The 13,576-nt window shown below is 39.7% G+C and carries 12 protein-coding genes; 1 reads left to right on the plus strand and 11 read right to left on the minus strand.

What is annotated here, in order from left to right:
• The first annotated feature begins 22 nt into the window (after positions 1-22).
• Complete coding sequence (locus tag Q0688_RS07930) at positions 23-787, plus strand: hypothetical protein (protein WP_299074816.1); 765 nt, start codon at positions 23-25, stop codon at positions 785-787.
• A 305-nt stretch (positions 788-1,092) separates the two neighbouring features.
• On the opposite strand, the gene Q0688_RS07935 is transcribed toward Q0688_RS07930, so the two are convergent.
• The 11 genes from Q0688_RS07935 to Q0688_RS07985 form a co-directional block, all read right to left on the minus strand.
• Positions 1,093-2,445, minus strand: coding sequence for a TIGR00180 family glycosyltransferase (locus tag Q0688_RS07935; RefSeq protein ID WP_299074817.1), 1,353 nt, complete (start codon positions 2,443-2,445; stop codon positions 1,093-1,095).
• A gap of 36 nt (positions 2,446-2,481) precedes the next feature.
• Positions 2,482-3,423 carry a Gfo/Idh/MocA family oxidoreductase gene (locus Q0688_RS07940; protein ID WP_299074818.1) on the minus strand — a complete coding sequence of 314 codons (942 nt, stop codon included), beginning with the start codon at positions 3,421-3,423 and terminating at the stop codon, positions 2,482-2,484.
• 10 nt (positions 3,424-3,433) lie between these two features.
• Complete coding sequence (locus tag Q0688_RS07945) at positions 3,434-4,396, minus strand: Gfo/Idh/MocA family oxidoreductase (RefSeq protein WP_299074819.1); 963 nt, start codon at positions 4,394-4,396, stop codon at positions 3,434-3,436.
• 41 nt (positions 4,397-4,437) lie between these two features.
• Entirely contained in the window at positions 4,438-5,484 is a 1,047-nt protein-coding gene (locus Q0688_RS07950; RefSeq protein WP_299074820.1) for a nucleotidyltransferase family protein, read from the minus strand.
• A gap of 92 nt (positions 5,485-5,576) precedes the next feature.
• Complete coding sequence (gene neuC, locus Q0688_RS07955; RefSeq protein ID WP_299074821.1) at positions 5,577-6,797, minus strand: UDP-N-acetylglucosamine 2-epimerase; 1,221 nt, start codon at positions 6,795-6,797, stop codon at positions 5,577-5,579.
• Between the two features lie 19 nt (positions 6,798-6,816).
• Positions 6,817-7,641 carry an NAD(P)-dependent oxidoreductase gene (locus Q0688_RS07960; protein ID WP_299074822.1) on the minus strand — a complete coding sequence of 275 codons (825 nt, stop codon included), beginning with the start codon at positions 7,639-7,641 and terminating at the stop codon, positions 6,817-6,819.
• A 3-nt stretch (positions 7,642-7,644) separates the two neighbouring features.
• Positions 7,645-8,835 (minus strand): UDP-N-acetylglucosamine 4,6-dehydratase, encoded by a 1,191-nt coding sequence (locus Q0688_RS07965; protein WP_299074823.1) that lies wholly within the window; start codon positions 8,833-8,835, stop codon positions 7,645-7,647.
• Positions 8,836-8,882: 47 nt separating this feature from the next.
• Positions 8,883-9,923: an N-acetylneuraminate synthase family protein gene (locus Q0688_RS07970; RefSeq protein ID WP_299074824.1), complete on the minus strand. Its 1,041-nt coding sequence runs from the start codon at positions 9,921-9,923 to the stop codon at positions 8,883-8,885.
• Between the two features lie 26 nt (positions 9,924-9,949).
• Positions 9,950-10,855, minus strand: coding sequence for a class I SAM-dependent methyltransferase (locus tag Q0688_RS07975; protein WP_299074825.1), 906 nt, complete (start codon positions 10,853-10,855; stop codon positions 9,950-9,952).
• Positions 10,846-12,354 carry an SDR family oxidoreductase gene (locus tag Q0688_RS07980; RefSeq protein ID WP_299074826.1) on the minus strand — a complete coding sequence of 503 codons (1,509 nt, stop codon included), beginning with the start codon at positions 12,352-12,354 and terminating at the stop codon, positions 10,846-10,848. The genes Q0688_RS07975 and Q0688_RS07980 overlap by 10 nt, the downstream gene beginning before the upstream one ends.
• 30 nt (positions 12,355-12,384) lie before the next feature.
• The gene (locus Q0688_RS07985) at positions 12,385-13,392 is read right to left on the minus strand and encodes a Gfo/Idh/MocA family oxidoreductase (RefSeq protein WP_299074827.1); all 1,008 of its coding nucleotides are present in this window, start codon (positions 13,390-13,392) and stop codon (positions 12,385-12,387) included.
• Positions 13,393-13,576 lie beyond the last annotated feature (184 nt).

The raw sequence follows: 13,576 nt of genomic DNA on the forward strand, positions 1-13,576 counted from the left end.
CGATAATTATTCGGAGATTAACTTGGATCAGTCAAACCCTAAAAACTATTTGCAAGCCGAGAACCAATACTTTTCGTCTATTAACCAGTATTTCGACGAATGTAGTGGCAGCTATACAGAAAAGGTGCACGCATTTTCACGCTTTGTACCTCGTCAAGCGATAAGCTATTTCTTGGCTAGAAATGACATTTTCAAAGAGGTTATTAACTTACATGGCAATATATTAGATTTCGGTATATTTAAAGGCTCTTCTTTTTTCTCTTGGCTACAATTTAGCGCCACTTATGAACCATACAATCATATGCGTAAGGTAATCGGATTTGATTCATTTACAGGTTTTTCCGAACTAACTTCAGATGATATGGGTACAGACGGCCAAGATTTACACATTAAGCAAGCAGGAGGAATGGCTTTTACCAACGGCTTAGAGGAAATGCTAAAAGGCATACAGTTGTATAATATGAACAGACCACTAGGCCACGTAGACAAAGCCGAAATAGTTGAAGGGCTGTTACCAACGTCATTAAAAGGATATTTAGATAGCCATCCAGAAACCATTATTGCGATGGCTAATTTTGGACTCGGCTTGTACGAACCAACCGTGGAAATACTGAAATTAATTAAGCCACGACTACAGAAAGGCAGTATTTTAGTGTTTGAAGATCTTAATCAAGCAACCTGGCCAGGTGAAACTAAAGCGTTATATGACGTGTTTGAACCCAAAGAGATTTCATTAAAAAGAACCCCATTCTGCCCGCATATTAGCTGGATGAAAATTGAAGATTGAACAGATTAAAATCAATTAATTTTACTATTAGTGTTGTGGTTGAATTAGCCGGACACTTCAATAAAGGATAAAATCCTTCAATTGAGGTGACTGATGACTAAAAGACAATACAAACGCTATCCAGGTGAATTTAAACAAGAGGCTGTGGAGTTGGTTACAAACCAAGGATAGTCCGTTGTTGAGGCGGCAGCTTCTTTAGGAATAAAAGATAAGCTTTTATATAGCTGAGTATTTAAGGCAAAGAAAGATAGCGAAGAGGCGCATTATCGAAAGATGAACGTGCCAGAACAAGTCACAATTTTTTATTAGCTATATAATTTGTAAATATTAACGTGATCGTTAAAACACTTTTTCAATTCTAATTCAATTGCATTTTCATGCTCTTGGGATGAAATAATTATATTTGTCGACAATGATAAAATGCAGTCTGGGGCATGACACTTAACATTCTCTATTCGAGTTCCCCATAGCCAACTATTTTTATCTATGACTCCCATTAGCTTTCCAATTTTTCCCATCTTATCAAGAAGTTTCTGAGTATGTTCTCCAGCCCCATAAAGCACATAGTGAGGTAATTCAAATGCAATTTGTTGATATTTCAATGCTATATCATTTACCCAATTATCATCGTACCAATACTCCAAATGCGGCTCTGAGTTATCTAACAACATGCTAACAACATCTTCACGGTGTATTTTTATAATATCGGCAATAAACTGCAGTTCACTATGTTGAGAACTAAATATCTCCACCATTCGACTAATCTGACCGTATTCATTAAATTTACATTCAGTGCTGTTGCCTCGCCTTTTTTCTGCAAAAACGGCAAAGGCATTACTTAACAAGGGAGGTAAATCAATATCTATTAAATTTAAATTGTCATTCAATAGCTGCACAAAATCAGTTGTGTAGGCATCAAATTCCAGAGACTCATTAAAATAAAGGTGTCCCTCCGCTTTTTCAGCTTCCGGTCTAGGGACACTTTCTCTAATCAAAAACACCTCATCTAAGGTTTTGTTTTTACCACTTAATATACAATGAATAGACTGTGTTAATTCGAAAATGGCAGGAGAAAGGCAAGTTGTAACTGGATGATGTTTTAACCCCTCATAAATTTTATCTATGCAACATTTCCACACAGATGTTTTTTGAAGTGAATAAATAGTAAATACGTATTCTTGCATGTGATTAATAAGGCGCTGTTCTGCTTGGGGTGCGTCTAAGGCTATTGCTGCCTCAAACCCCTTGTATGAGCGCAGACGTATATCACTTTTTGTATAAAGCTCATTAATGGTTAAAACTTTGCCTTGAATCGAATGATAATCAGGATTCTCTTGTAAAAATCTGACCGCTTTTAATAACGCGGAAGGAACAATAAAGTCATCATCAGCGAGAAAAAGCGTATACGGTGTTTTGACTTTATCAAGTCCAAATGACAAACGTTCAAATGCTCCCTTATCGGGCGCATGAAAATACCGAACATTAGCAGGAATATCATTTGTATATTTACTACGACTGCCATCAACGACTATCGAATCAAAACCGTTATGTTCACATGCAACGAAATAACGTCTTAATAACGCTTTTCGTTCCCAACTTAGTGTAACGATTGTAAATAACTTGCTTAAATCAGTTACTGATTGGCATTTTTCAATCATTCGGAAAATTCCATCTACTTATATCTTGAGGTGCGATCAAAGATCGTAATTAGCCATTTGACAATAATGATTGAGATTAACCCTATGTTCATTGATACTGCAAAGTGAATCAAAATTATTGTTGAGGAAAGCCCGTCCTTGTAGAAAAACCCCCGGCTTAAAATTTAGATCGTGGGTATTATCAATCGGTACGTTTACAATATTTATTTCACCCAGTCTTTGAACATTAAGGGTTTCCAATGGAGTGAATATAAAGCGATGCTTAGTAGTTAATACTTCCACACTCCAACGCCCGGGAGCGTTCCAGTTACCATGATAAGCAAACAAGGCGTTTTTTTCGGTGATACCTGCACCGGCAAAATTTGCACTATCGGGATGCCATGCGGTTTGCCCCTCAGTAAATGACGCCAACTCCTGAGGTTTTCCACCTAAGTAGAAAGCTAAATCAACGACGTGGCTAGTATTGGCTATAAACCAGTTTCGTTTTATGTTTGCTGGGATATCTAACTTTTCTATAACCTGTGACCACTCGGTAATCTCGTAATTAAGAGAAGTCACACCGCCATCCTCTGCAATCATTTTTTGAGCCGCTATGACGGATGCATAAAAACGACGATTGTATGCGACAAATACATTAGCTTGGCACGAGTCAGCTAATGCTTGGGTTCGTTCTACTTCTTCAATATCAAGGCCCGCAGGTTTTTCAACCAAAATGGATTTTACCCCATAATTAAGCAGCAATTCTGTAGCATGGGCTAACGACTCAATGCCGGTTGCCACTATTGCATGCTCAGGAATTTCGGGATTGCTCTGTAAAAAATGTTGCAGGCCTCCAATATCAGCCTTAATACCTGTTTCCCGGTAAAATGTCGACGCTGATGCCTCACCTCTGGCAATACACATAAATGAACAATGCTGAGCTTGTAACACTTTTGCATACTCGATTGCCATAGGGCCTGCACCAATAAGCCAGTTCATTACTCGTTCCTTAAGAAATTGGGCATACTTTAAACCTATTGGGTTGAATTGCATTGAAGTGGGCGATAAATACTGACAAATATTGCTCATGCAACAAAGCTGATTCAGAAAATGTTGTTAGGTCACAACGACCCTTGGTCATTATTTCAGTGGCAACAATATGGCTCAACTGACTTTGAGGTGTTACAACGAACTCGGTGGTGGATAATAATGTGTCTTCGTTGTTGTACACCCGCATTTTTTGGGCAAGTTCATCAATAACAAAACGCGTTTGTGTTGTCCTGATCTCTATTTCATATCTTTGGCTATCTGTAACATTGTCGCAAAATAGACTTAAAGAATGATCGTTAGCCGTTATATGTAACTTGCCAAAAACCTCAAAACAACCGCCTCTTTTAGACTCGATAACATCGCAGCCTAGTTCCGATTTCATATTCAAGTTGTTGAGCCCGTTCAAAAATACGAACAAGTCCACAAAGTGTATGCCATTACAAGCCAACCCGTAGCTACTTCCTGTTACTTTCATTGATGCGAATTGCTCTTCCTCGATAACAGACTTTAACTTCTTATAGCTTGTAAATGCACGCCTTGGGCAATTTACCCATGCCCGAATTGCGTGTGTCTCTAATAATTTTGTGCATTGTTGGATCTGCAGCACAGATTGAAATAAAACCTTTTCAAATATGATATATTTCAACTTATTTTGCTGCACAAGAGCTTCAAACACGGCTAAGCGAACATCGGCACTCGTCGCAATGATCGCAAGCGAAAATGAATCATCAACTGGCATTTCTGTAGTGAAAAATACATTTAAAGCATTATCTGAAACGTCTAAAAGCCTATTTTGGGCCCTTTCTAAAGCACTCTGGTTTGGATCAAAAACTGTTATTCTGCATTCATTTTTAATATTGGACAATGCCTGCAGATGTCGACTACCTATCTGCCCAGCTCCAACTAATACAATATTATTCATTCACTCTTATTTCTTTGTTACTCATTCAATAAATATGCTCGTCAAAGTGATTTAACATCAAGTTGAGCTTGTTGGAAGTCATCTAATCGGCCTATGTCCATCCAATAATCTAAAATCGGATACACTGCTACATCGCCGTCTTGGGCGATGCAATTTTCCAACAAGGTGGTCATATCCACGGGTTTATTTTTTATTAGCTGGTTAATGAGGTTGGGCGATATCACATAAATACCCGCATTAACAAAATGCTGTGAAGAAGGTTTTTCTTTAATGGTAGTGATCTTGTAACCATCAGTTTCTATCACGCCATAGGGGATTTGGTGAACATACTCACGAACACACATGGTTGCGTCAGCCTGATTTTCTTCATGAAAATTAATCAATTTTTCGAAATCAATATTGGTCAATATATCCCCATTCATAACCACAAGATCATCTACAATCTCCGATTTAGGCAGCAGCCCCAAAGCGCCTGCAGTACCTAATGGTTTATCTTCATGCACATAGGTAATGTTCGCGCCCCAACGGCTTCCATCAGCGAAGTATTGGCGAATTTTTTCTGGCATGTAGTGGGTAGAAATATAGAAACGATTAAACCCTGCTTCGACAAAATTCTTTAAGGCTATTTCGAGAAGTGGGCTTTCCCCCACTTTCAACAATGGCTTTGGACAATCATTGGTGAGCGGGCTCAAGCGCTTTCCCAATCCACCGGCCATCAGCAATACCGCATTGGAGCGTTTAGGCTTTTTAACCAATTCATGCAAGGACACAAGCCCAACAACCTGATTGTTATCCAAAACTATCGGAATAGACATCAACACAAAACGTTGCATCAATTCTGTTAACGCTTTTTTATCCTGGGTGCCCTTAGCCGTGATAGGTCGCGGATTCATAATCTCGGCAACCGAGCTTTCCATACTGACATTATTTAGCATGGCCCTACGGACATCTCCATCCGTAACCGTGCCCAAAAGTATCATTTCATGATCTACTACTAATGCAATCTTTAAGGATGACTGATTGATGACAACCAAAGTGTCACGGATCGTGTTGGTTTTATCTACACAAGTATCACGCCAATTATTCATATTACTTTCCAGCAATTATCCATATTTGGACTAAGTCTTTTGATTTTATCGGCAAAATTAGATTTTAGTTTAGGCACAACAAATACTGACACTTAACGATGCCATCCATCTTTTGACTCGCCAACCAATGTCATTCCTTTTCTGATAACCCTTTGCCCTAGCTCAACACTGGCAAGAACATCGGCTATTGCCTTGCCGGCCATGCCAATATGGTAAGGGTTCTGGGTATTTTGACAGTCGCTTCGAAACTGAGTGTCATAAAGACATTGGTTAATCGCATTAACAATTTCAGTCTGATTGTAATCAACATCAAGCACATTATCCCCTCTCAGACGCCCTTGCTGCCGCGAGCCAATATTGACTGTTGGACAACCAAAGATAGGCGACTCCTTGATCCCTGAAGACGAATTTCCCACACATACAATCTGTTTAGACGGGTCGACTGCCAAACCCAATACGCCATGATAAAGATATCGCCCTAAAGAGTTATGCACTTGAATACCTGAGATCGATTCGGCATCTAGCGATTTGAGTGCTTTAATGATGGCTCTGCCTCCCGCATCATTATTTGGATAAGTGACAATAACTTGCACTCCCTCTTTAGCCATAGATTTTAATGCATCAAGAGAGGGCAATAGCTGTTCAAGTGACTTTTCAAATTCGGTGGTAATGGAGTGCTGAGTAAATAACACAATTGGCTTGTTTACATCGAGTTTTAACTGCATTGCCACAAAGTTGGAATTTGCATGTTCCCCATCAGCAACCAAATCATTGGAGGGTAAACCGACTGTGTGAATGCGCCAAGCCTCTTCACCCATACCTAGTAAACGCTGCGTTGCTTGCTTGTTAGTAGTGAAATGCAAATGTGACAGCTTACTCATTGCATGACGAACGGAGTCATCAAGTGCGCCACCTTCTGTCAAATCTCCACCTTCAATATGAGCCGTAGGGATATTCATTTGGGTAGCAGCAATCACAGCAGCAAAACCTTCAAATCGATCCGCATAAACAACAAGCACATCAGGTTGCAATTTACTTAACGCTTCGCTAATCGATAATACTCCTGAGCCTATAGCATGAGCTGTGGATAGCTTAGTATCCATATCAAAATGAATTTTTACTTCAGCATGGATATGAAATCCATCATTTCTAATTTCATCCAGTGTATTACCAAAATCACCATCTAAATGAGCACCAGAAACAATCAATTGGTAGTCTAGGTTTGGATGTTCTTGGAGCGCCTTCAAGATTGGATATTGTAATCCGTATTCTGCGCGATTCCCTGTAAATACAGCTATTTTACGTACATTCAACTAATTTCATGCCTCAATATTACAACATGTTCTTGACGCTTTCCGACAAAGAAAAGCGCGGAGACCAGCCGCTATGTTTTGCGATTTTAGAAATATCTAAAACATTCATCGATACTATATTCTCTGAATTTTCAGATAAAACTTCACGTTGACTTTGCTCTACCACCGAGAGCACTATTCTGGCCAAGTCGCCGATTGATACTCCTGAGCCAGAACCAATATTAAACAACCCTGGATGAAAATCATCGATCAATAACTGGAAAAGCGCCACCAGATCTTGAATATACAGAAAGTCTCTAACGGGTGCCGTATTTCTGAGTTTAACGGGTCCAGGATCACCCAATTGACTAAGAATATCAGAAAGCACATTGTTAGGTGACATACCAACACCAAACAAGTTAGCAAGCCTCAAAACACAGCCTCCTTGTGCAATCACTTGCTTTTCATTCTGAATTTTAATCTTGCTATATAAATCGGAAACTACGGCCTCGTCCAACTCAGTACAAGGCCTACTATTCTTATCACCGTAAACGACGGCTGATGAGCAATAAATGACCTTACCTTTAAACTGATTACACAGTTTTGCAGTGAGTGTTGTCGCTGCAATTAAATATGGGTCGCCAAATGAATTGGCTTTAATTCTATCTGGCTCCTCTGCCAAATGAATTAACAAATCACCATTAGGACAGTTGCTATAAGACTCTACTTGTATCACACCTGGCGATTGACTTCGGGAAACTGGAAACACTCTATAGCCACTTTGTTTTAGGCTTTTCGTGAGCACTTTTCCAACAAAGCCACTAGCACCTGCAATGACTACCTTTGGTCCATTTTTGTTTATCATAATCTACATTTTGCTATCTAAATATTTTCCAACTTCCTTGTGTTCAAAGTCTGGGATCAATTTGAAAAACAAATCGACTAGCTCTTTTTTTGACCACAACCCATTGCTTTTCATTCTGTTAATTTCATTCTCAAAATAGCTAAGCTTTTTAACGTCAATTTCATTGTTGTCTTTTATCACTCCAAGATTAATATAAGCTTGCATATCTACTATTTCATCCTCGGTATAGAATTCCTCAAAACCCTTTTCACCTGTGGTATTACTTGAGTTAAATAGACAAGGCCATTTTCCTTGTGAGGGTAATTCACACACTAAATCTCGTGCCTCGTCTTCACTTTTACACACATAAGCCTCATAGCCTAACCCTTGCAAATATTTAACGGCAATTTCGGAAAACGTAATAAGGCTCAATTCTGCGCTAACCTTTGGGAAAAACAGATCACCATTTTCCCCCAAAATACACGACATCAAACATAACTCGCCCGACTCTTTAGGCGTTAAGAAATAGCGTTTAACATCATTTGGTGCAACAAGTGGCTGCTGCTTCTCTATTCTTTGTTTAAATCCACATAATAAAGAACCATCTGAAAATGCAACATTAGCAAACCGCGCTGTAGAAATGGATATGTGTGAAGCATGACGTCTCAAAAACATTTCCATAATTCTTTTGGAAGCTCCCATCATGTTAACAGGGTTTGCAGCTTTGTCGGTAGATACACAGAAATACTTTTTAGTACCATTTTCAATAGCTTGATTAATAGTTTTGTTAGTATTTAAAATATTGACGTCAATCATTCTCATCAGAGTAAAGGGATCTTCTTCACTACGAACATGTTTTAAAGCTGAAAGGTTAAGCACATAGTCGTACTTACCATCACTTTTAATAAAGGCATCATACTCACTGCTGCCCACATCTAATGCATAGGTTTTAAAGTCCCCATCAATGTAGCCGAATGAACTTCTTAGATCGCGCACCAGTTCAACTAAGTTGTTTTCACTTAAATCAACCACATGTAATTTTTGGGGATTACGTTTGAAGATTTCTGTAGTTACAGCTTGACCAATTGTGCCCGCACCACCAATGACTAAAAATGAAGAGCCACTAACCTCAGCTGATAGTTTTGCACTATTGCTATCTATATCAGATAAAAACAATTCATCTTCACGACCAATTAAACTCAACATCGAATTCATAATTTTATATTTTTCATTTATTTATTTTCAAAAATGGCAATTGAAGCTTAATCAGCAAAATCACATCGACATAAATGTTTGTCTGGCTCGATATCGGTAAGCGCAATTTTCCCTAACATTCCAGTGTATTCCTCTGCCGGTATTTCACCTGTGCCGGGCCTTTTTACCCATATATTTTCTGCGGTTAATGTTTGTCCTTTTTTGATTGGTGCAATAGAAACGACAGTCGCAAAAGCAAAATCCATTGTAACCTGCTCCTCCGTACTAGGTTCTTTTATACCCCCACGCATATTCCATATGTCATGAGTTCCATAGATTAAATCACGTAAAGCGACGGGATCCATTGAATTTATAATGTCTGGGCCAGACCTTTCCATTTTGTCTGTAAAGTGCCGTTCCAAAATTGAAGCACCAAGCGCCACCGCTGCAAAGCAAGCTAAATTGGAGGTAGTATGATCAGACAAGCCTATGACAGCCTCGGGAAACCTATTTTTAAGTTGTGTCATCGCACCCAGCCGAACCAAGTGCATAGGCGTTGGATACAAATTTGTAGTATGCAACAACGCATAGGGCACATTGTATTCTGTAAGGATCGCCACGGTTTTCTCTACGGATGTAATATTGTTCATGCCCGTACTCACAATCATTGGCTTACCCTTGGACGCGATATGTTCGATCAAAGGATAATTATTACACTCACCAGAACCGATTTTATAGGCGACAACTCCCATACGCTCTAAGCGATCAGCTGCCGCTCGTGAAAATGGCGTACTGATGAATATCATCCCTTTGGATTCAACGTATTCTTTTAATCTAATTTCATCATTTTCATTCAGCGCACAGCGTTCCATGATTTCGTAGATAGAATCGGATGCATTTCCAGGTATAACGTTGCGTGCAGCCTGCGTCATTTCATCTTCAACAACATGGGTTTGATGTTTAATTACCTCAGCTCCTGAGCGCCAGGCTTCATCTACCATTTTTTTTGCTAAATCCAATGAACCCTCATGGTTAATTCCAATCTCAACTATCACAATCGGTTGATGTTCTTCACCGATTAGGCGACCTGCTATATTTATTTCAGGCATGTTATTTCCTATTAACTGTTTTTGAATTATGGCTTCTTCAAAGTCATATAAATATTGTCAGCCTGCCCAGAAGCCTGCAAGAAAGTCGTCCATAACTGATCCATTTCAGGAAGAATACCGTTTAGCCTATTATTCCCTTTGGGCACTTTATCTTTTAACCATGAAAGGGTGTTAGACATATCAAAGGTGTGGATAAATTTAATCTCTTCTACGACCAAGCCTGCTTTCTCAGCGCAAGCGGTTAAACATTTTTGATCAAAGTACCAACGATGGGCTCTTCTGAAATAAAAAGGCATAAACTCATCAGGGATAAGTTTCAAAAGTATGTCTTCTCGGTTTGGTGTAGCCACCACGATACGGCCATCATCTACCAACAGCTTTGAAAGTTCGTCTAGGAATTTTACGGGATCATCTACATGCTCGATAACTTGAAAGCTAGTAACAAAATCAACGCTATTTTTTTCCGTTTTCAACGCATCTATTGTAAATGGATATACATGATAACCACGGCTTTTTAAAGATGCATGATATAAAGGGGTTGGTTCGATAGAGAGCACCTTTTTCGCTAAACCAGACACATGATCAAGAAAGCTACCTGCACCGCATCCTACATCAGCAATAACAGCGCCCCGATAGTTGAGTCCTGCAATTCCCTTGATATTATAAGGTTGATATTCATCATGGGCCTTAAAGAAATCTTCGACCTCAGTACCTTGACCCATCGCTTCACGATATTCTTCTGAAGCATATGTTTCGCTGTCAAAGGCGCAATCCTCTGAAAGTTGCCAAATCCCACATCCCTTGCAGCAACGTACTTCTGTTGGGGCCGTTTTTACAGTAAATGAACCGGCACGTACTGGGCCTGAGTAAACAAGATCCCATTCTGTTTGGTTACAAATTTTACACTCTGGGAAATTGGCATTTATTGGCATGTGAAACCCCCATCGACTATAAAGTTCTGTCCGGTACAATATTTCGAACCATCAGAAATTAAATATAAAATCATACCAGCAATATCATTAGGTTTAGCCATACGCCCCATTGCCGTTTTGGCCGCATATCTTCTTTCAAACTCTTCGAGATGATCATTAAATACTCCTCCCGGTGAAACACAGTTAACCCGCAGGTTATCTTTCCCCCACCATGTTGCCAGCCAGCGTGTTAAACCTATAACGCCTGATTTAGAGGCCGAATAACCCGCAAATGACTTAAAGGGCATATCATCATAAATAGTGTGATCAGGGCCAACTACGCCATAAATACTTGATACGTTAATTAAACTCCCGCCGCCATTCTCTTTCATGATGCGCCCACCTTCCCGTGCGACTAGAAATGTACCAGTCAAATTCACATCAATAGCAGCCTGCCATACGTCTAACGCGGCATTTTCAAAGGGGGAGAAGGGGTCTCCACCACCGGCAGCTAAGCCTTCACTGGTTACCGCAGCATTGTTGATAACAGCATCAATGCCACCCAGTTTTTGATGTAGAATTTTGAAACCTTCTACAACCATTTCCTCTTTTGTCACATCCATTTCTAAAGCAGGGAGGCCAAGCTCCTTACCTAAAGCCAGCACCGAACTACCTGGACGATCAACTAAAAAGGGGATACAACCTTCTGCAAGCAATAGGCTTGAATAGTATGCGCCAAGAACACCCGTGGCCCCGATTAAAACCACACGCTTTCCCACTACATTCAAAAGTTGTTGGTGGTTTTTTGCCAGCTTTTTACGCAGAAAAAATTCAATTAACTCGAAATCTACTTCAGAATCAAGATCGAACGTTTTTTCGGGTGAAATGTAATATCCTTCCGTTTTGCCTTCGAGCAAGTTTTGGGCATCACTCTTGAGGAAGTCGGGATGTAACACATAGATACTGGCAACATGCTCTAACACTTCTGGGGCATCTTGGCGTCGCACTATCCATTCCCCTCCTTCACCCTTTTTGCAAATACTTAATGAACCATCTGCCTTTTTCTCTAAAACGTTAAAATAGGGATTTTTTCGCGCTTCGCAAACAGAAAAAACAGCCTCAATTTGGCGTACTTGCGCGTCCTTAAATTGTTTAATGGCCGCTGAGATATCGGCGACATCTCGAAGAGGGTTAGTGCAATCTAAATCGACAAAAAAATCATATTTTTCATTATATATTTTTTCACATTCTTGGATCGCATGTTGCCAAACTTGAAATTTACCTGCTTCGCTATTTGACAGATGCTCAGGGCGAAGAAACGGCGTGTCAGCGCCAGCAAGTCTTGCCACCTCAGCAATCTGTGGAGAATCTGTCGAGACAATCACTCTGTCTATTTCAGGCGTAGCAAGGGCCTGTTCAATTGACCAAGTTATAAGGGGCTTTCCCAATATGGGCCTAATATTTTTTCCTGGCACACCTTGGCTTCCCCCTCGCGCCGATATTACACAAATACCCACCATTTTAACGTTACCTCTAAAAATATTGTTGCTTTACCATTTGATAAAAGAAATCGGAAGCCTTCTACCTTCTTGGTTTGATTTATATGCGGTCAGTGCGACATTAAGCGCCGAAACACCATCTTGAAAACTGACAACCTCAGGCTTATTTTTGTCATGGATCCTAGATATAAAATGTCTCATATGTGATAGAAAAAAATCATTTCGCTGGAACTCACTCCCCGGGGAAATAACTATTTTGTCAATGCCGGTTTTATCTATTGAAAGTACATTCGTTTGAATGTCCCACATCAACAAAGCATCAGTTGTGACAACTTCGATATTGCCACGATAAATAGGACTGATCATATCGACTTGCACTTGCCCGCTAACACCATTTTTACTTTGCAGAGTCAAGCTAGATAAAGTCTCAGCATTAATTTCTAACGGGCCAATAGTTTGATTAAAACAATAAACAGAAGCTATTTGACCAAAAAGATACTGCACTAGGTCTATTTGGTGAATTAAGTCCATTAGAGCCCCGCCACCTCTAGAGCTGTCGGCACTATAAGAAGTCCGATAATCACTACCGGGTCGCCACGTGTCTAAACTCTGTCCCATTACGGCTCTATATGTTAAAACCGAACCATATTTTTGGGTATCAATAAACTCTTTTAGCTGACTGAGTGTTGAACTCATCCTAAGCATACATCCGACTTCAATAACCAACTTATTTGTTGATGAAATCTGATATAATTTTTCGAGGTTTTGCAAATTATGAGAAATGGGTTTTTCAATAAATAAATGCTTCTTTTTATCTGCCGCCTTTTGGGCTATGTCGACGTGTCTGTGAGTTTCTGTGGCAATAATGACTGCATCACAAGCATCGAGTGCTTTATTTAAGTCTGCAAAAACCGGTATTTTTAGTTTTTCGGCAAGTTCACTTATTTTATCTTTACGAGTTCGCCACGCAATAACCCTTACCCCTAACGCCTTTAAATTAGTAATATGCCTTTGACCAATAGAGCCGGCACCGCAAACTAAAACACACAAATCAAGCATTTAGCTGGAGATCCTTTTTTGTCACAATTCATTTTGCACTTATAATATTTGAGCCTAAGTTTAACTAAAATGCGAGCTAAAACCCTTACATTAGGATCCATTTGGAAAATCTGCTCGATAAGATAAGAGCCTGTGTATCTCCTGGCACCAAAATAACTGGTTTATTACTAGTAATAATCAACAT

Origin of the sequence: uncultured Paraglaciecola sp. (genome assembly GCF_937123705.1) — a bacterium.
GTDB lineage: Bacteria > Pseudomonadota > Gammaproteobacteria > Enterobacterales > Alteromonadaceae > Paraglaciecola.

Coding starts and splice junctions, on each gene's coding strand:
- Q0688_RS07935 (WP_299074817.1), bottom strand. CDS start 2,445: ATGATTGAAAAATGCCAATCAGTAACTGATTTAAGCAAGTTATTTACA.
- Q0688_RS07940 (WP_299074818.1), bottom strand. CDS start 3,423: ATGAACTGGCTTATTGGTGCAGGCCCTATGGCAATCGAGTATGCAAAA.
- Q0688_RS07945 (WP_299074819.1), bottom strand. CDS start 4,396: ATGAATAATATTGTATTAGTTGGAGCTGGGCAGATAGGTAGTCGACAT.
- Q0688_RS07950 (WP_299074820.1), bottom strand. CDS start 5,484: ATGAATAATTGGCGTGATACTTGTGTAGATAAAACCAACACGATCCGT.
- Q0688_RS07960 (WP_299074822.1), bottom strand. CDS start 7,641: ATGATAAACAAAAATGGACCAAAGGTAGTCATTGCAGGTGCTAGTGGC.
- Q0688_RS07965 (WP_299074823.1), bottom strand. CDS start 8,835: ATGAATTCGATGTTGAGTTTAATTGGTCGTGAAGATGAATTGTTTTTA.
- Q0688_RS07970 (WP_299074824.1), bottom strand. CDS start 9,923: ATGCCTGAAATAAATATAGCAGGTCGCCTAATCGGTGAAGAACATCAA.
- Q0688_RS07975 (WP_299074825.1), bottom strand. CDS start 10,855: ATGCCAATAAATGCCAATTTCCCAGAGTGTAAAATTTGTAACCAAACA.
- Q0688_RS07980 (WP_299074826.1), bottom strand. CDS start 12,354: ATGGTGGGTATTTGTGTAATATCGGCGCGAGGGGGAAGCCAAGGTGTG.
- Q0688_RS07985 (WP_299074827.1), bottom strand. CDS start 13,392: ATGCTTGATTTGTGTGTTTTAGTTTGCGGTGCCGGCTCTATTGGTCAA.